Annotated in this window: 15 protein-coding genes; all 15 read right to left on the bottom strand. The window is 49.3% G+C overall.

All coding sequences use genetic code 11. The features are described 5' to 3' along the window. Positions 1–76 precede the first annotated feature (76 nt). Positions 77–409: a hypothetical protein gene (locus EA408_01965; protein ID TVR74833.1), complete on the bottom strand. Its 333-nt coding sequence runs from the start codon at positions 407–409 to the stop codon at positions 77–79. 182 nt (positions 410–591) lie between these two features. Then, positions 592–4,086, bottom strand: coding sequence for an efflux RND transporter permease subunit (locus EA408_01960; protein TVR74832.1), 3,495 nt, complete (start codon positions 4,084–4,086; stop codon positions 592–594). After that, positions 4,083–5,390 (bottom strand): efflux RND transporter periplasmic adaptor subunit, encoded by a 1,308-nt coding sequence (locus EA408_01955; protein TVR74831.1) that lies wholly within the window; start codon positions 5,388–5,390, stop codon positions 4,083–4,085. The genes EA408_01960 and EA408_01955 overlap by 4 nt, the downstream gene beginning before the upstream one ends. A gap of 37 nt (positions 5,391–5,427) precedes the next feature. Then, a complete protein-coding gene (locus EA408_01950; GenBank protein ID TVR74830.1) occupies positions 5,428–6,795 on the bottom strand; it encodes a TolC family protein in 1,368 nt (455 codons plus the stop codon). 113 nt (positions 6,796–6,908) lie between these two features. Next, a complete protein-coding gene (locus EA408_01945) occupies positions 6,909–7,670 on the bottom strand; it encodes a sugar isomerase domain-containing protein (GenBank protein TVR74829.1) in 762 nt (253 codons plus the stop codon). 111 nt (positions 7,671–7,781) lie between these two features. Next, complete coding sequence (locus tag EA408_01940) at positions 7,782–8,951, bottom strand: MFS transporter (protein TVR74828.1); 1,170 nt, start codon at positions 8,949–8,951, stop codon at positions 7,782–7,784. A gap of 64 nt (positions 8,952–9,015) precedes the next feature. Further along, positions 9,016–9,987 carry an ROK family protein gene (locus EA408_01935; protein TVR74827.1) on the bottom strand — a complete coding sequence of 324 codons (972 nt, stop codon included), beginning with the start codon at positions 9,985–9,987 and terminating at the stop codon, positions 9,016–9,018. Between the two features lie 14 nt (positions 9,988–10,001). Then, positions 10,002–12,293 (bottom strand): hypothetical protein, encoded by a 2,292-nt coding sequence (locus EA408_01930; GenBank protein TVR74826.1) that lies wholly within the window; start codon positions 12,291–12,293, stop codon positions 10,002–10,004. A gap of 124 nt (positions 12,294–12,417) precedes the next feature. After that, the gene (locus EA408_01925) at positions 12,418–13,698 is read right to left on the bottom strand and encodes a hypothetical protein (protein ID TVR74825.1); all 1,281 of its coding nucleotides are present in this window, start codon (positions 13,696–13,698) and stop codon (positions 12,418–12,420) included. A gap of 187 nt (positions 13,699–13,885) precedes the next feature. Further along, on the bottom strand, positions 13,886–14,632 hold the full coding sequence (locus EA408_01920; GenBank protein TVR74824.1) for an ATP-binding cassette domain-containing protein: 747 nt from the start codon (positions 14,630–14,632) through the stop codon (positions 13,886–13,888). Between the two features lie 18 nt (positions 14,633–14,650). Continuing rightward, positions 14,651–15,790 (bottom strand): ABC transporter, encoded by a 1,140-nt coding sequence (locus EA408_01915; protein TVR74823.1) that lies wholly within the window; start codon positions 15,788–15,790, stop codon positions 14,651–14,653. Positions 15,791–15,875: 85 nt separating this feature from the next. Further along, positions 15,876–16,487: a hypothetical protein gene (locus EA408_01910; protein TVR74822.1), complete on the bottom strand. Its 612-nt coding sequence runs from the start codon at positions 16,485–16,487 to the stop codon at positions 15,876–15,878. 18 nt (positions 16,488–16,505) lie between these two features. Then, on the bottom strand, positions 16,506–17,513 hold the full coding sequence (locus tag EA408_01905) for an MCE family protein (GenBank protein TVR74821.1): 1,008 nt from the start codon (positions 17,511–17,513) through the stop codon (positions 16,506–16,508). A gap of 79 nt (positions 17,514–17,592) precedes the next feature. Beyond that, the gene (locus EA408_01900; protein ID TVR74820.1) at positions 17,593–18,729 is read right to left on the bottom strand and encodes a dipeptide epimerase; all 1,137 of its coding nucleotides are present in this window, start codon (positions 18,727–18,729) and stop codon (positions 17,593–17,595) included. Positions 18,730–18,732: 3 nt separating this feature from the next. Then, positions 18,733–19,980: a glycoside hydrolase gene (locus tag EA408_01895; protein ID TVR74819.1), complete on the bottom strand. Its 1,248-nt coding sequence runs from the start codon at positions 19,978–19,980 to the stop codon at positions 18,733–18,735. Positions 19,981–20,089 lie beyond the last annotated feature (109 nt).

Raw genomic sequence — 20,089 nt, 5'->3', positions numbered from 1 at the left:
AACTCCCGGATAAATGTATTGCGAATTGTTTTTTATTGAGATGAAGATATGAAAAAAAAAGTTAATTGTGGCAGGATTATTCAGTATCGTAGGGCGGTTCGATCTGGTATTTTTCCAGCAAGGGTTTCAGCACCTCACTGCTCTGTTGCTTTAGCTCTTCGCTGAGGTTGTCCCACATGAACTGCATCATTGAGGTATGCAGCTCATCCAGAAGTATCATCTCTGCTTCGGTGACCTCCTCTTTCCCGAAGTAGAGCCTGTACAGTTCATTTGCTGATGATCCCATGACGGTTTTACCTTTAACTCCTGAATTGAGTTCATGGTAATTGCCCTCTTCGTCCATTATCATCCATCTCTGAGGCATCCTCATCAGTTCTGCCAGCTTTTCAGAAACAGGTTTTGGTTCCATCTGTAAGTATTTTTTTCTGGATTGGGGTTTAGTTCATAAGTAAATACCCGCGTCCTCAGTTCGCGGTAATGTCCTGGCAGGGAATTGCCTTAATGGTATGTATCAACAAGGACTATCACCGGGGACGGGATGATTTACTTGTGTAAATGTAATAAAAAATTGTTATCGCCGGGCCCGGGAAACTATTCTGCTGATATTGTATCACTTCCCCTGAGCCATACCATGACCTTCCTCTGTGTCGAAAGGATGATCTGGTACATGCAGGGAACTATTACCAGGGTTAGAAAAGTCGCCACCGTGAGGCCGAATATGACGGTCCACGACATAGGGCTCCAGAAGGCCGCATTATCGCCCCCGAAGTATATCTGCGGGCGGAGCTCGGTCATAAGCGTTACGAAATTTATATTGAGTCCTATTGCCAGGGGTATGAGACCGAGAACAGTTGTTATGGCTGTCAGCACAACCGGCCTGAACCTTGTTTCTCCTGCCTGCTGGATTATTGCCAGCGAGGTGGCTGGATTCAGGAATTGCTTTTCGGAGACCTTCAACATGGTTCTTTTTTGATCGTGCAGGTAATCGGTGTAGTCAATCAGTACGATGGCGTTGTTCACAACTACCCCGGCAAGGCTTATGATGCCCACCCCGGTCATTATTATCACAAACTCCATATTGAAAAGGGCAAGTCCGAAAAACACACCGGCAGTGCTGAATATTACGCTGCCTATAATGATGAATGGCTTTAAAACCGAGTTGAACTGGGAAACCAGGATCAGGGCAATAAGTGAAACCGATATCATAAGCGCCGTTATGAGGAATGCCATAGATTCCTCCTGCTCCTGCTGCTCACCGGTGAAGGCATACCCGTATCCGGGCGGCATATCGTATGCTTCCATAAGTTCCCTTATCTGCCGGTTTACCGTGGTTGCGTTGTAGCCTGGAAGAATATTTGAGCTTAAAGTAATTACCCTGTCCATATTGATACGGTTTACCGAGCCATATGTCTTGCCGAATTCTGCACTGGCAACTGCTGATACAGGCACCTGCATGAGCTGGCCGCTGCTCTGGCTCCGAAAACTGATGCGCTGGTTCATCAGGCTGTTAAGGTTGTGCCGGTAATCATCGTCAAGGCGCAGCATTATCGGGAACTCCTCCTCGCCAATTTTGAATGATGAAACTTCGTTCCCGAACAGGGCGGTACGGATAGTGTTTGCAATGGCAAAGGTCGATATGCCATATCGTCTTGCCCTGTCCCGGTCAATGTTGATGGTTATCTCGGGCAGGTCTGTTTCGAGGTCCATTGACAGGCCCTCTATCCCCGCGATGCCTGATTCCTCAATCCTGTTCCGGATGTCGCGTGCCAGGGAGATAAGCTGCTCAAACTCCCGGCCGCTGATCTCCAGGTTAACCGGCCTGCCCGCGGGGGGGCCTGCCGTATTCTTTTCAATGTTAAACTCAACTCCGGGATAACTTCCTATCAGTGAGCTGCTGATCTCAGCCATTATTTCATTGGTGTTTATCCCTCCCCTGGCCTCATACTCGGTAAACGTTACCGTTATCCGGCCCCTGTTTGGCGTATCACCGCCTGATTGCTCCATTTCTCCCACAGAGCCCTGCCCGACTGTCGTAAGCACCGACTTGACGATGTGACGGTATGGCCTGATGATCTCCCTGACCCTCTCTTCTATTTCGCCGACCACCCTGTCGGTTTCATATATATCAGTTCCTGCCGGAAGTTCGGCCATGATGTTGATGAATTTGGGTTCGTTGTCGGGAAAAAACAGCACATCGGGGGTCCTTGCAGAAAAGAACGAGATTGACACCACCAGGAATACCAGCGTTCCAGACACAAAGAGATATGGACGCCTGCCCTGGAGCGCGTATGAAAGTGTAAGCGAATAGAGCCTCTCGTTAAAGGGAAGCAGTTTATTCCTGAACCAGCGCTGCAGCCTGCCCAGGACATAAAATCCCAGTATGGCTATGACTGCAGCCAGAATTAAGATGTTTCCAGCCAGGGTCCTGGAGGCTGTATGAAGAATAATGCCGGCAATGGCAGCTACCCCGATTAGTCCGGCCTTCAAATATGCGGGTCTGACGAAGCCGGGAAGCTTCAGCCTGTCAGAAGCTAAGCCTCCGGTGCCGGATCTGCCTGCTGAACTGTCAGGGTCTTTGAAAAATGTTTCCGAGAAAACCGGAATGATAATCAGTGCGACAAACAGGGATGAAGTAAGCACGATTATAAGCGTTAGCGGCATATACTTCATGAACTCGCCCACTATGCCCGACCAGAATGCCAATGGCAGGAATGCTGACAGCGTGGTGGCCGTTGAGGTAATGATGGGAAGGGCTATCTCGCCGATGGCCCTTTTTGCTGCTTCGAAAACAGTGTAACCTCTCTCCACGTAACGGTAGATGTTGTCTACCGCAACTATGGCATTGTCAACCAGCAAACCGAGTGCAAGGATCAGGGAAAACAGCACGATCATGTTGATCTGTATGCCCAGAAGCCCGAATACCATGAAAGATGAGAGCATGGAAAGGGGGATGGCCAGTCCGACAAAAAGAGCATTCTTGAGCCCGAGAAAGAGATAAAGTACCAGTATCACCAGTATCACAGCCAGTATTACGCTGTTCTCAAGGTTGCTGAGCTGGTTGCGTATCTCCTCACTCTGGTCGTTGGTGATCGTTATTGTCAGGTCAGGGGGCAGGCTTCCGTTGCTTTTTGACCGGTCGATCAGGTCAAATATCCCGGCGGTTGCCGAAAGCAGGTTCTCTCCGGCCTTCTTTACCACCTGCAGTGAAACAACCGGCTGGTCATCAAGTCTTGCGAAGCTCACCGGGTCGGCCCAGGTATCCTCGACAGTGGCAACATCCCTGAGGTGTACAATGCTGCCCATCTCATGCTTTACAACGATGTCGGCAATCTGGCGCACATCGGTAAACTCTCCCTGGGTCCTGACTGCCCAGCGTGTATTGTCGTCAAATCTGACCGATCCTCCGGCAATCGAGATGTTCTCCTGCATTATAGCGTTTTCCAGGTCTGTGAAGCTCAATTCATTTGCATCAAGCAGCAAGGGGTTGACATTTACCTGTATTTCCCTTTCGGGGATGCCGGTAATCTCGACTTTCGATATCTCGGTAATCACCTCTATCTCATCAGCAAGATAATCGGCGTAACGTTTCAGTTCATCAATGCTGAAGTCGCCGGAAAGGTTGATATTTATGATTGGAAACTCAGAGAAATCAATATCGAGTACGATAGGGTCTGCTGGCAGGTCAGCCGGAAGGTCGGGTTTTACACGGTCTACTGCATCCTTTACATCCTGAAGTGCCTGTTTGATATCTACATCGGTCTGAAACTCAACGAATATATCTGAGTTATCCTGTGTGGAAACAGAACTGAGAATTCTGATACCCGAAATGGTGTTGATCTCATTTTCCAGTGGCCTGGTGATAAGGTTCTCCATGTCGAGGGGTGGATTGCCCGGGTAGATGGTCTTTACCATTATGGTGGGAATGACAACATCGGGGAAAAGCTCCTTGGGCAAAGAACGGTAGGAAAAAACACCGGCCACCGCAATTATGAGGGTCAGCAGAAAGATTGTGCTTTTGTTTTTCAGGGCAATTGTGGTTGGCCTGAACTCCCTTGTTCTGCCGTTATCTGGTTTTTCAGTGCTCATGATGTGCTTCCTGTTATAGCAATTGCAATTCCTTCGGTTACCTGGTTGTGTCCGCGCACAATTACCAGGTCACCCTCAGCGAGTCCGTTCTCGATAATCGTCCTTCCTTCGCTTTCAGCACCCCTTGCAATATAGTTTTTGTGTGCCTGCCAGGTGCCGTTGCCGTTCTGCCTTGCAACATAGACAAAGTGGCCCTGGATATCCTGCTTGATCAGTACAGACGGGAGGGTGACAACATCTTCTGCCGAAAAGGACCTTATACCAACGCTTGCAACCATATTCGGCTTGAACCGCTCATCCGGGTTATCTATCATCAGTTGCAGCCTGAAGGTCCGGTTTTCGGGATTTATAACATTCCCGATACGGTGCACCGGCACACGGGCCTCATAGTCGGGCCATGCCGGGAACCTGAGTATGACTTCGCCATTCGGTTCAATATCGGGAAGGTATCTTTCAGAAACATCGGTATTGATGTAAAGCCTTTCCAGGTTTATGACCTGCATTACGGGCGCACCGGGCATGGCAAGTTCCCCTTCCTTAAGGAATATCTCATCAACCACCCCGTTTATCGGCGATTTGAGAACTGCCATTTCCAGTTGGTGTTCGAGGGTTTTTAACCGGGATTCCATGCTTTCAACATTGTTGCGTGCCTCAAGGTACTGTATTTCACTCCCTATTTGCTGATCCCAAAGCCTTCTCTGTCTCTCATATACCGTCCGGGCAAGCTTCATTGAGGTTTTGAGCTCTTCGATGTTGCCTTCAATGACCGAAGTGTTAAGCCTTGCCAGGGCCTGTCCGTTATTTACCCTGTCGCCCCTTGAAACCAGTATCCTTCTGATCTGTCCGTTTATTTCGGGACTGATCATCGCATCGTTAACAGCCTCGGCAGAACCGTTTATCCTGATATAATTTTCAAATGGTCCACGCTCCACCTGGCTGACAGTCACATTTAATGCCCTGTTGTTTCGCGGCGCCTCACCCATCTGCTCAAGCTCCTGTTCAAGGAGTTGTATGTTCCTGGTTATCTCGGATATCTGCCTCCTGTAATCCTCAATCTCTTCTCTGATTGAATCCGGTGTTGCTGATTCCGGAGAGCTGCATGAGGGTGCCTGCAGAAGCATTGTGATAAGAAACATAAATACTGCTGCACCCGTCAATTGCCTGAGCTGAAATGCCCGGATAAAGGGTGATGGTCCTGTACCTGGCATTCTGCCTGCGAACCACCTGTCTGCCGATATCCCTTCTCTGCTTTGAGGGTGTCTGGTTCTGCCTGATCTGCTGTTGGTCTTTTCTGATGCTGCCATTCTATCTTTAATGTTATTATTTTATTTTGATGTAGTGTTACAAACCCCTGGCCTTGTCAAGATTGTTCTTTGCTGTTACGAATTCAAACATGGCGTTGTAATAATTTGCCCTGGTTGTAAGCATCTGATCGTTTGCCTGCGTAAGTTCCAGGCTGCTGGCCATTCCTTCCCTGTGCATAATTACTGTACGCTCCAGTATCCTTTCTGCCAGATCAAGGTTCTCTCTTTCGCTTCTGTACTGATCAAGGGCTGCATTCAGCTGAAGCCTGGCTTCTTCTGTCTGCAGCCTTAGGGATTCGGAAAGCTGCCGGGCAGCGATCTCTGATTTGTCAACCTCGATCCTGGCCTGCTGAACACGGGCGGAGCGGAAGCCGCTGGAGAAGACAGGTATGCTTAGATTAACCGCCAGGAATGAAGAGGGGAACCACGGCCTGTCGCTGTCATGGAAATTGAATTCGTTCCTCATGGCCATCTGCTGGTAGGTGTAGGTTAATGAGAGGCTGGGCAGGTAAAAGGACTGCTCCCTTCGTAGATTCATAATGTTCATGTTTTTCCGCGAAAGCATTATCCTGTAATCGATATGGTCTTCATTGCTGAACTCGCCGGCATCTGATTCAATGATCATCCTGTTGAACAAGGGACCCAACGAATCTGAAAGCTCGATGTTCCTGTCAATATCTATACCGGACTGGAATTTCAAAAGGTTAAGAGTAAGTTCATGCTGTCGCTCAAGGTTTTTGAGTGTGTTTTCCATGTTGGAGACAGACAGCCTGAGCTGGTCGGCATTTATCGGGTCGGTAAAACCGGCCTCACTGGTTTTTTCTGTTTCGGCAAGCCTCTGTCTCAGGTTTTCGATGTTAAGCGCAACAATATTTTTATTGTCGCGGCTGAGCAGTGCAACAAAGTATGTTTCTGAAACGCTGTTGCGCACCTCCATTTCTGATCGTTCAGTGTTCTGTTCTGCAAGTTCCCGGTAGATTCTTGCCGCCCGCAGGCCCACAATATAGGAGCCGTCGAATATCATCTGGCTTATTGTGGCTGACGCGTTCAGTGACTGTTCGGTGCCGAATTGAATTTCTGCAAATTCACCGGGTTGCCCCCCGAAAAACTCTGCAGGTACAAGTGATGTGGGTATTTCGAAATAGTACTGGTAACCGACCGATGCATTAACCTGCGGCAGCCCTGTTGCCATGATCTCTCTTATCTGGCTTATTGCTATGTCAACATCTGCCCTGGCGCCCTGTATTTCTGCATTGTAGGTGATGGCATGTTCAACCGCCTGGTTCAGGGAAAGACTGACAGCTCCGTTATTGCCGGCCGGCAGGGTTGGCCGGGCCGGGACCGGCTGCAGTGAAATTGCAAATATTAACAATACCAGGATAAGCCGTTTATTGGAAGCAATCATATCGTCTGACAATTGAATTGGATGGTTCTCTGAAAACTTGTTTATTGTTTAAAGTTTACACCTAAACAAACATTTTCACCAATTGTTCAGTCGATCTTAACCGATATCTTACGCTACACCCCTGCTATGCGGCGCTTGTATTCTGCCAGCGCGGCATCAAGCCTTTCGCGTGCAGTAGTGTCGCCCGGGACATTATGGGAGGGATGGATGTACAGTTTTTCACCTCTTTCAACCAGGTTTTCGGCAACGGTGCATATTATCATCCATACGGCGGTAACAAATCCCATGGTAGATACGGGACCTATTTTGTCAACATGGCCCTTCAGGTCGACCGAGGCATCTCCGGCGGGGACACAGGTGTCGACCACTATGTCGGCAAGCTCAAATATCTGCTTTCCGGTTGAGTGCCTTGACTTAACTCCGGAGAATTCGCCGGCCGATCCAAGCACAACAATCTTCATTCCCAGTTTACGGGCCTCAAGGGCTATGTCGATATTCACGTTGTTGATGCCCGAATGGGAGAAGAGCCACATGGTGTCGCGCTTGTCGAAATTGTAGCTTTTCATGATCTGGTTACCGTATCCCTCGACCCTTTCAAGGAAGACGAACTGGTGAACCCCCATCTCCCCGACAATATGGGTAAAGAAGGAGAGCGGCAGTTCGATCATGGGGTGGAAGCCCACGAAACCGCCTATGCGGGGGTACATCTCTTCGATCGGCAGGGTAGCGTGTCCGCATCCGAATGTGTGAACCCACCGTCCGGCGGCAATTGAGCCGGCCATCACACCGGCGGCCTTTTTGATGTTTTCTGTCTGTGTCTGTTCGATTTTGTCGATTATTCCACGGGCATTGGAGAGCCATTGTTTTGCAAGCATTTTTACCTCCTTTTTTATGTGTTGGTAATTAATTTATTAATGTATTTGCGTTATTGTAATGCTTTGTACATGTTATTTTGTCTGACGAAGTCTTATGGGGCTTTGTGATATCTATTTTAAAGAGGCTATTCTCTTCGAGAGCACCATGAAGATTACTGCCGAGATGACCAGGCTTACCGGGGCGACCATAAACGCTGACCTGAGATCAAGGTTTTCGGCCAGGATACCTACAACCGACGGGTATGTCATCCCTCCAAGCAGGGCAATGGCCAGAATGACACTGAAAGCGGTACCCGACAGCCTGGGGTAGAGATCGCCAACGTATGAGAATACCAGCGGGAATATAGCTGCAAATCCTATCCCCGTGAGCAGAAGTCCGGCTACAACCATCACAACGCTGTTTGACATAAGGATGATCGTGGTGCCTGCAACTGATACAAGAAGTGATACCAGGACCACCTTTCTTCTTTCAGCCTTCTGAAGTAGTGACGTGATCGCTATCCTGGTAAAAATCATACCTGTCCAGTAAAATGAGAGGAACAGAACTGCCTGCCTCGCCGATATTGCCAGGTACTCATTCATGTAGGTTGCCGACCATCCGCTTACAGTCATCTCCATGCCGCTCTGTATGAACAGGATCAGTCCGAACAGCAGGAGGGGGGCCTCCCTGGTCAGCTTCAGGCCTTCCGAAACCGGGAAACCCTGCGCATGCTTGGGAGCAGGAAACTTTAGAAAAATAAAAAAGAGCAGAGGGATGAGGATCAGTGCACCCACGAACCCGATAAGGCTTTCGTAGGCAAACCTGTCAAGCAACGATCCAAGGAGAAGTGGCACCCCGAGGGCGCCTATACCGAAGAAAACTCCCAGCAGGCTGAGCCTTGCACCTCTCTGCCCGTCTGATATGTCTGAGACAAGGGCATTTGTACCCCCGTTTATTGCTCCTCCCGCAAACCCCACAAAGAAAAGGGAGATACGAAGGATATTGACACCGGGGGCAAGTGCTATACCCTCAATGCTCGCAAAGACCAGTGCGGCACACATTACCAGGAGGCCCTTGTACCCGTAGCGGTCGACCAAAGGGCCGAATATAACAGAACCTATGAGCATGCCAAGGTTCAGCACCAGGAACAGAGTACCGGCATCTACCATGTCAATTCCGTATTTTTCAATTACCGACGGAAGGACTGATCCCAGAACGGCCATCACTATGCCGAAGATGAGCATTCCCATGCAGCCTGCAATAAACAGTGACCTGTTGCTGTATTGTTTTTTGGTGATCATAGATATTTATTCTTAAATGGTTGATAGAAAAACCTGAAGCTGCGGGATGCCTCTGCTGTGCGATTCAGCTTTCGCCAGCCATCAGTGCCAGTCTGCCGGCACCTGCAAGTCCGGCACCTCCCCCGAGGGATGTGGTTTCGAACCTTACCTGGCTTATGCTTATCGGCTGTGCCCACTTTTCGGCCTCTTCCCTGATCCTTTTCAGGAAACGCGAGGCAGGTCCGAATACTCCCCCGCCGAACACTATCACCTCGGGGTTGAAAATGCTCACAAGGTTGGCTGCTGTCATGCCCCAGTAAACAATTGCCTCGTCAATGGCTCTGACGGAGGCCGTGTTTCCCTTTTCGTAGGCCCCAAAAACCTCTCTGGTGGTGCTGAACGGTTTGCCTGATGGTTGTTTGTCACCTGTTACTGTTGTACTGCCGGGGTTTTCAGATGCTGCATATTGGTTTGCCATTTTTATGAGTCCTTCACCCGAGGTGTGATACTCAAAGAAACCGCAGCTGCTATACTTCAAATTGAATTCCGGTTTCATGGCAAGCCAGCCCACGGCCCCGGCAATATCTGAATGTCCGCGGATTATCCTGCCATCACAGAGTATACCCGCCCCAATTCCTGTTCCCACCGACAGGAAAATGGCATTCCTGCAATTCCTGGCAGTTCCCTTCCAGGTCTCGCCGAGTATGTAGCATGCCCTGTCGCTGTCAATGCTTATTTCGATGTTTTTTCGGTCGAACACCTCCCTTAGCTTATGTCTGAGGGGAAAGTCCTCCCAGCCCGGTATGTTGGGGGCCCATACCCTCCCGGTAGATGCGTGGTATATTCCGGGAACACAGATACCAATTGAGATGATGACATCACGGATGTCACTGTATGTTTCAAAAAGTTTCAGTGCTTCTCCGGTTATCAGGTCACCTGCCTGTTCACCGCTTTTACCCTGCAGAAGTGTGTTGCGCTCTTTCAGGATGACGCCATCGTTACTGAATATGGCGGCCGACAGTTTAGTGCCGCCCAGATCCATTCCTATTACAGCCATTATGTTTTAACTTTTCAGAATCTTATATCCCAAATTTTTACCTGTCTGGCGTCAATCCTTGTTTCAAGACTGAGGGTGTTGTTACGGGCCCTGATACGACGTTCGGTCCCGGCAATTACATCCCTTATCCGGTGATTGCCGTTTTGGTGAGTTATGAGATCGACCGATACATCTTCTACCGAGTTGCTGTGGTTTATAAGGAAAAGGACAAACCCGCTCTCATTCTCCTGGAGGCGTACCTCTACGTAACTTTCAGTATTTCCGTCATGTGAGCTGGTGAAAGGCCTTTCTATGCCTGCCCAGTTGATAAGGTTCATGAAGAACTGCTCGTTGCCCGGAACCGGATTGGGATGGTTAGCCATACCAAGGTATGTACCAACGAGCATCGCTTCACCTTCTCCGTATTTTGCGCTTACAAGCGCGGGGTGTCCGTCATCGAGCCTTGCAAGGATCTCAACATTCCGGTTTTCCAGGGGCAGGACGGATTTCTTATAAAGAGATCCGTTCAGGATATGTCCGGTTTCAAGATCCGATGTTGCCGGGTGAAGGTTATTGACAATTTCCAGCTCTATCGGGGTATTCTCCCGAAGCCTTACCTCGTGCTCGCGCACACCGAACACCTCGTGCAGCCCCAGCCCCGGAATTATTTCAGATGCATAGCCGCGGTCGTCATTCCAGCCGATACGCGCCTCGGCAAGAACATATCCGCCGTTTTCGACGAATGCCCTTATCCCTTCGGCAGCCTCCCTGGTGATCATTATCGGCCAGGGTATGATGACCAGCTTGTATTGCGAAAGCTCCTGCTTCTCAAGGTGCTCACGGTGAATGAAATCCACCGGCACATTATTATCGGCATAGGCCCTGAAATAACCTATAAGTGAATTGGTGTGGGCTCCTGGATAGTCCCGGCGCTGCATCCCGCCAACCATTTGGGAGAGGGGGTTGTAAACGATACCTATCTCAGCTTTTACCGGAGTGGATGACAGGAACAGTTCCTGGTTATTATCCACTATTGATGCGATCTCTCCTGCATGAACGGCTCTTTCTGTAAGTGTGCCGTCAAGGTTGATAAGCCCGTAACCGCCGGCCTCATATCCTGACGACATGGGATAATATGCATATATATTTACTCCCTTTGCTCCCTTTGCGATGGCTGACCATGCCCATATGCGGTGGTCGTCAGGCACCACCGGGTCGCTTATCAGCAGGGCGATAGTCCCGTGCCCGGCCTGAAGTTCACCTACGTACCATCCTCCCTTTTCCCTGTTGGCGCTGCGGGTGAAGTCCATTACCGTACGGAGGGTGGTAACCGACCAGTGGCGGTCGGGGTGGTTATGTTTTGGATATATGGAGACACCGTAAAAATCGAGGGGTTCTGCCATCATGAAATCGTCTGTTGCGCCTGCCCCTACGTAGGGGGACTGGAAGAGGGATGCTCCTACCGCATGTGCGGTTATCAGGTTGTGCGGATCGCCTTTGCGGATAGCATTATAGCGGGCGCGCATATCCTCAACCAGTTTTTCGTAGATGAACGTCTTCCAGTCGATAAAATCGGTATAGCTCAGAATGGTGCTGAAGCGTGGCGGGTCAACCTGCTCCCATGAGGTGAAGTTACGGTACCAGGCCCTGTTAAGCTCATCTATTTCTCCGTATTTTTCCATGAGCCACTCCCTGAACCTGGCCCTTGTGCCGGGGCAGAAGCAGAACTGAACGTTGGGCACATAGTCAAGGTGTGCCCAGTTGATGATGTGGGGCTCGCTCCAGAGGTCCCATCCGAAAAAATTGGGATAGGATGATGCCACTTTTGCGGTCTCGGTATAGAAATTCAGCACTGCCTCCTCAACATCAGCATTGTCGGTGCAGGCTCCCGGAGCGGACTGCGGATAGACCTTTATCCCGCTCTGGGTCTCGAAAAGTGCATGGGGAAAAGCATCGGCCACCCAGTCCGGCGCCGAATCGACATACATCTGTATAAATACGCGCAACCCAGCCTCCTCTGCCAGCCTCATAAGCAGATGCAGGTTTTCGAAGTTGTATTCACCTCTTACGGGCTCACACTTTGCCCACTCGACCCAGGTGCGTACTGTGTTAAACCCAAGCGACCTGATCTGTTTAAGGTCCCGGCGCCACTCCTCCTCGGAGTAAGGTGTTATTTCAGAAAGCATAGGGGCACGAGCTGTGCCTCCGCTGTACCATACGGAAAAAGGGAAAAAATCAGGTTTAACCTGGTTAGTTGTTTCCTGCGCAGTGAGTGATGATCCGATCATTACCGCACATACCAGTAAAAAAAGTTTTTTTTTGACCATAACAGTCAGGATTTAGGTAGATTTTGGTTTTTGTTCACATCAAATTTTTGACAATATCTGCTTGTAGTATAAGTTTAAATTGTTATCTGTTGTGGGGACTGTCCCAATTATATTGATTCCAGTATCAGCCGAAAAAGAGTGTTGCGATAAAGATCCCGGCAACCACCGCGGTAAGATCTGCAAAAAGTCCGCAACCCACGGTATATCTGATATTACGTACACCTATCGCGCCAAAGTAAACGGCTATCGTATAAAAGGTTGTTTCCGTTGATCCCTGGAAGGTAGCTGCCATCCGTCCAACAAATGAGTCAACGCCGTAGTGATTGAACGCCTCGATCATCATGCCCCTTGCCCCGCTGCCACTCAGGGGCTTCATGAAAGCTGTAGGCAGCGCCCCGACAAACTCGGTATCGGCACCGGTAAGCCCCACGAGCCAGCCTATTGCAGAGACCACCATATCGAGCGCCCCTGATGCCCTGAGCACACCGATAGCAACAAGCATAGCCACCAGGTACGGGATAATTCTGACTGCAACCTGGAAACCTTCCTTTGCTCCTTCGATGAACTGTTCATAGACATTTACCTTTTTTCTCCAGGCCAGCAGGATGAAGAGTATAATAACCAGGAAAAGCATCATATTGCCTGCAAAGGTTGAGACCACGGCTATCGTGGCCGAGGCCATGTTGCTGAATATCCAGATTATAAGTCCGATGATAAGTGACAATCCTCCCAGGTATGCCAGCACTACCCTGTTAAAAAGATTGATGCGCTGTATTGCTGACACTATAAGCAATCCTGCAATAGTGGAAAAAAAAGTAGTGAGCATTATCGGCAGGAAAATGTCAGCCGGATTGGCGGCTCCCATGGCTGCCCTGATGGCCATCACCGATACCGGTATAAGGGTCAGTCCGCTGGTATTAAGCACTATGAACATTATCTGCGAGTTGGAGGCCCTGGTCTTGTCGGTGCTGGCCTCCTGAAGTTCCTGCATTGCCTTTATGCCCAGTGGTGTAGCTGCATTGTCCAGTCCCAGCATATTTGCACAGATATTCATGGTCATCGAACCGAAGGCGGGATGCCTGTCGGGAAGCTCAGGGAATATCCTCCTGAAAAAAGGCATGACCATCCGTGTGAGTCCGCTCACCGCACCACCCTTTTCTCCGATTCTCATTATTCCAAGCCAAAGTGCCATTACGCCGATCAGGTATATCGCTATATCGACGCTGATCTTTGCCATTTCAAAAGTGCTTTCGACGATAGCAATAAACACATCCCTGTCAGCTTCTGAAAAGACATATCCAAGGAGTGGCTCAAGGGTGCTCCCGAAAAGATATCCCAGCACCCTAAGCAGTGCCACCAGCATGGCGACGATAAAGAAACCTATCCAGATATAGTTGAGTGTCATATAAGGGGTTTGTTGCAGGTTTAAAAAATCATTTGTGCGTTATTTATGGAGCGATGTTTTAATCAGCCGGCAGCAACAATAACCGGAGCAATATAATAAAAATTAACCGTAAGGGAGCTCCCCTGCAGGCAGGATATTTTACCAAGTAGTTTTAGCCGGCTGCACCGGGTTCACCCGCTTTCCGGTGTCAGCTCTGTTTCTTCCTGATAACCGAGAAGAAATCTGCCAGTTGGGGAATTTCAGATTTGAGTGCCTGGTCGGTGGAGCCCTCAAAAAGAACCCTGCCGTTATCAAGGTACACTATCCGGTTTGCAGTACGGACAATGCTGGAGACCTCGTGGGTAACAAGTATCACAGAAATGCCAAGCAGGTTTTTGAGGTTTAGGATAAGGTTATCGAGTGATTCGAGCGATGCCGGGTCCAGTCCGGCACCAGGCTCGTCGCAGAAAAGCAGTGGCGGATCCATGGCAATGGCCCTGGCCAGTGCGGCTCTTTTAAGCATACCCCCACTGAGCTGCGATGGATAGAGGTAATATGTGTCTTCAAGGTTCACCAGTCTGAGTTTCATGCGTACAATGTCGGCGGTAAGCGCTTCGGGAATATTACCCTGGTGCCTGAGAGGAAGGGCTATATTTTCTGCCACAGTCATCGAATTCAGCAACGCCCCGTCCTGATAAAGGACTCCCATCTCAAGGTAGAGGTCGCGCTGCTCCTTTTCTGTCAGTTCGGCAAGACTGCGGCCAAGAACGGATACGTATCCGCGACTTACAGGGTATAGACCCAGAAGATGCTTCAGGACAGTGGTTTTACCTGAGCCGCTGCCACCGATAATAGCTGTGACCTCGCCTTCCAGGGCACAAAATGATACATCACTGAGTATCTCATTGCCGTCGATCTCTGCATAAAGCCTCTGTACATCTATTATCTTATCCATGAACCGGGTTTAATATTTTTAATAGAACAAAAGACCCATTACACTGTCTGCCAGTATTACAAGGGAAATGGACACCACCACTGCAAGAGTGGTAACTCTTCCGACGCCCTCGGCCCCTCTTTCCACGCTGAAACCGTAAAAACTGCCTGTGAGCACAATGAGTGCGGCATACACCTGGCTCTTGACAAATCCGGTCAGCAGATCCTTGTTCTGCATTATCCGCCCCATACGGTTGATGAATATCTCGGGTGTTATATCAAGGGTTAGGTAGGCAGCTGTTGCTCCGCCTGCAATACCCGATACATTAGCGAGTATTATAAGGAATGGCATGGTGAAAAGACATGCGTAAAGTTTCGGTACTACAACGAAACGCACAGGGTCCAGTCCCATTGTATTCAGGGCATCCAGTTCGGAGGTGACCTTCATGGTGGCTATCTCTGCGGCGATAGATGAACTGCTTCTTCCGGCGACAAGGATTGCAGTTATCAGCGGCCCCATCTGGCTCATTACCGCAATGACGGTAAGGTCTACAATGTAAATATTGGCGCCGAAGGTGCTCAGTTGGGACCCGGAGTGCACAGCCAGCACAAGCCCTATGGCAAACGACATGAATACAATTATCATGGAGGCGTTAACCCCGATTTTGACAGACTGGTTTATAAACTCACCTTCGCGGAATGTCCGTCTTTTAAAAATGTCAGACACCGACCAGTAAAAGATGTTTGCCGCAAGGTTGATGAAACCGTAAAGATAGCTTGTGAACAGCCAGTGGGCCTTTTCGCCTATCCTTTCTGCAAGTGATCCTTCAGGCGGCGGGGATGCCTGTTTAAGTCCGCTCGGACTGAACAGATCCAGCTTCTTTTTTATGGAAGCTTTTTCTGTCTCAATGGTAATATCACCTTCCGATCCAAGCAATCTTCTAACATGGTATAAGGCTGTAACACCGGCACTGTCAATGTCCGTGATGCCGTCAAGGTTGATGGTCCGGACCTTGCCCTTAAGTGCGGGGATCTCTTTCCCGATCGCCCTGTAAAATGTTCCGGTACCTGAGGCCAGGATACTGCCATTGATAAAAAGTGTACCATCTTTATGCCGGCAACTGATATTGCCGGGGTTCAGTAACTCACCGGAAGGTTTTATTTTACCTTTTTTAACCACTGCAAAAGGTTTTTAGATGGACATGGCAGAAAGTTGCTGTCAATGGCTGCTTTATCTTACCTGTTTTAACCACTGCAAAAGGTTTTTAGATGGGGTTAGCCAGTATATCTTTTACCTGGCCGGTAAATTTTTCCAGCTCCTCTGTGAACATCGAAACTACGGCTGCCGCAAATAAGTTCAGGTCCCTGTCGTCAAGAACCGTTCTTTTGTCGGCCCTGTGTACGTTAACAACTTTGTTCTCATTATTGTCTGTCAGCCTGAACTCGAGAACCAGGCGTGCAATATGATCCCTGCTCTCACTGATCACTTCCAGGTTGTCAATCCTTGTATCAAGAGTGTAGTCAGCCTCCTGCAGTAGTCCGGGTTCCCTTATTGCTTCAAATACATTGTGTTCCTCAAGGAACCTGAAAATGATGCCGGTCAGGCTCTGCTCAGGCCTCACAGCCCAGGTGTTAAATGTGAAATACCTGATCTCGTGTGTATTCTCTCTCAGGACTATCTGGTGGGTTGCGTAGGCAGGCGAGACCTCTGCCGTTCTGACAATGCAGGTGCCTTTGATAGCCGCTTCCTGTTTTACATGCAAGGTCTCCGTATGCGGGTATTCAAGCACATAGTGTCTTGTCACCGGCTGTTTCCTTGTAAGGCATCCGGCTGTTATTACCGCAAGGACAAGGAGTACAAATATTATTCGTGACATAACAGATAAGTTTTATGATTAGTTACCCCTTAGATTCCTGTCAGGTATATTCCTGGTTCCGGGCCCCCTTATGAGTACCGAAGGGTCGATATTTATTTTCCTTGAGGCTTCGTTCAGGTTTTCAAGGGTATATTGCAGAAGAACCAGGTTCTCATTCAGGTGCATGCTGCTCTCCTCAAAGTCCGCATCCAGCCTTACAAGCAGGCTCTGTGTCTGCATTGTTGCTGCAGCAAGGCTTTCGATCAGTTCCTTCATATTTGCCTCCCTTACAGAAAGTGAGATATCCCTTAGGTTTCCAAGCACCTCGGATATTTCATCACCCTGCATGATTTCGTTAAACTTTCCGATGGCTGCTGCCAGCTCTTCAGATGATCCGTCCATCCGGCTGCTGATATTGTCAAGCGCAAGGGTGGCATTCCTGATATACTGCCTGTTCTCTGCAAGCATCTCATCAAGGGCGGCAACTGTACGGGAGGTGGTCTCAGCCAGTTCTGAAATACCTGATGCTGCAGTGGTAAACCCGGCCATATTATCGGGGTGTGTAAAAAGCTGCAGGTTATTAAGTATCTCCTCTACCCGCCAGGTCAGGTTCTCCGCTCTTCCGGTCAGATCGGCCGCCATGGTTGATCCCGGTTCGATGAAGCTTTCCGGCTCAAGAAATTCGGCTTCTTTTGTTCCTCCCCTGATCTCGATTGTTTTCAGCCCGGTAATCCCTATTGCCACAATATCGGCTACGGCATCTTTCTTGACAGGTGTGCCGGCATCAAGCGACAGTCTGACGATAATGGTGCTTACATCGTCCGGGTCAATTCTTATATTTGAGATGGTTCCCACGTTGATGCCAAGGTACTTGACCGGACTTCCCACATCGAGTCCGCTCACCGAGATATCGCTGTAGGCCACGTAATAGGTATCCTTCTGCTCAAATATTCTGCGCGCCGTGAACAATCCCACAATTATCAGCAGAAGTGCAGAGCTGATCAATATAAATATGCCCAGCCTTGTTCTTTGTGCTTTTCTTTTCATACAGCCTTTTTTTGTTTGCCGAGAATTTGGTTATTGCCTTGTTTATAAGTTATTTGACATGCAAGTATGCATCTGTGCCTTACAGAGGTACAACTCCAATTCCGGGCCTGTCAGGTAACGTTACTCTGCCGTCAATTATTTTAAGACCTTCAAAAACGTCATTATTGATGAGCAGGTTGCCGTCAAGATCAGCCCAGTCCACCGCCGGCGACAGTTGAGCCGCAGCGGTAACGGCACACGAACTCTCAATCATGCACCCAATCATAACCTTCATTCCCAGCGACCTTGCGGTGCTGACCATCTGGCGGGCCGCCCTCATGCCGCCGCACTTCATCAGCTTGATGTTGATGCCGTCATAGGCGCCGTAAACCTTTCCTATATCTGAAGGACCCTGTAAAGCTTCATCTGCGATTGTAGGAAGGGGACTCCTTTCTGTGAGCCAGGCCATGTCGTCAATTGCCTCTACAGGCATCGGCTGCTCAACGAACACCACGTTACGCTCATTGAGCCAGTGGATCATCTCAAGGGCAAACTCACGGTCTTTCCATCCCTGATTTACATCGACACAGATCGGAGTGTCGGTTACCGAGCGTATGGTCGTGATCATCTCCTTGTCGGTGTCAAGACCCAGTTTCACCTTAAGTATCCTGAATTCCGATGCTTCCCTTGTCTTTTCCCTTACCACTTCGGGAGTGTCGATCCCTATTGTATAAGATGTAAAAGGTGTTTTGTCGGGACTGTAACCCCACAGGCGATACCAGGGCTCACCAAGCAACTTGCCCGTCAGGTCGTGAAGGGCTATGTCAACCGAGGCCTTTGCCGCGTAATTGCCCGGGGCGATAGATTCTATATAACTGTTGATCTCTTCAATCCGGAATGGGTCATTGAACTGTGACAGGTCCACTTTATTCAGGAAGTTAAGGACCGTCTCGTGACTCTCTCCGAGGTAGGGGGGCATGGATGCCTCACCGTAACCAATATGGCCGTCACAACCAATTTCGGTAAAAACGACAGGTGTTGTGGTCCGGCTGCCGGCTGCAAGGGTAAATACGTGTTTGAGCCTGACCTCATAGGGCCTGAAGCTGAAAGTCAGCTTTTTTGACTCTTTGACTGGCGAACGGTTACCAATCAGGCCTGCCCCGGCCACCCGGGATGTTACCAGTGTTGAACCTGCCAGCAAGCCTGCCTTTTTGATGAAGTTTCTTCTGGATACCATAACTTATCGGGTTTGATTAAAATACCATGGATGATCCTTAACGGGTAACAGGCCTGGCTCTGACGAACCGGAGGGTGTCCTCCTGGCGCTTTGCAGGGTGGATGCCCTGTAGGCGCTGTAGTTGTCCCTTAAACTGTCAAGACTATTGACAGTCACCATCCCTGCTGCATGAATATACTCAGAATCTCCCAAATATATCGCTACGTGTGTTACAGGGGATCCGTCAGCGTCGCCGGGGTTTGTCCGGAAAAAAAGCAGGTCGCCGGTTTCAAGATATTGCCGGCCGGCCAGGTCTACCGGGTTACCATGCCGTGCCTGGAGAGATGCATCTCTTGCAATGACCATTCCGTTCATGAACCATACGATCCTGGTATATCCGCTGCAGTCCATCCCTTTAGGTGAGGTTCCCCCCCAAAGGTAGGGAAAGCCATGCATAGCCATTGCTGTTTCTGCTATCCTGTCAGCTGAAGGAATGGCTTCTCTGCTCCATTCTTCAAGACAATATGCCATATGCCTTGCTACTGTTCCGTTCCGGCCGTCAGGCAGTCTTACTTTCAGAAGATCTCCTTCGCTGCCTTCTTTTACAAGGATTGCACCTGCTGTAATATCTGAAACCGTTTGGCCATGCAGACTGTTGATAAAACCGTGGATTTCAGAATAGATTACCCGGGGAGAACTTTTCCATTTATACAGTTCATCAACATCCATGCCTTCCAGTGACGATTTGCTGCACCATCCAAGATACCGGTCGGGGGTCTGCACGAGAACCCATGAGCCCTGCTCCTTTAATACCCTGACCGGGTTTCCCAGGATTGCCTGTGTTACAAGCTCGGACCGGTGGGAGGGGGTGGCCCTGATGTTTGCAACGCTGATGTTGACCAGGGCCCACGTCCAGGGAACGTTAACAGGCAGAACGTCTATTTGTTCTGATATTTCAAATCCGGCAGCGGACAGCGAATCTATGATGGCGCGCTTTAATGCTTCGTTGTCAACCTCTCCTGAAATGTTCACCTTCATCCCGCCCTGCCATTCAGCTTTTATTTCAAAGATGTTTTCGCGTGCATCGGGTGCATGGACCTGCCTTATACTTTCAATTATTTCATCAATGCCGGGCTCTTTTTTACATGCTGAACTTAAAACCAGCATTGTTGCCGCCAGGGATGCCAGTAAAAAGAGAGTTCTTTTGCTCATGACAGTATTGTTTTCCGGATGCTGCAGGATCAAAATTACTTGATATTGTTTAAAAATCATTGGCAGCCTGTGTTAAAATCATTTTTCCCGGTTCTTTTTTACGCTGAAAGTCCGCATCCATGCGGTATTAAGAAACCACTGCCTTTTTGCTGACAGCAAACCGGAAAGT

The organism is Marinilabiliales bacterium (genome assembly GCA_007695015.1).
Classification (GTDB): domain Bacteria; phylum Bacteroidota; class Bacteroidia; order Bacteroidales; family PUMT01; genus PXAP01.
The sequence above is the reverse complement of the archived record's forward strand: the minus strand, read 5'-3'. Positions and strand labels throughout refer to the sequence as shown.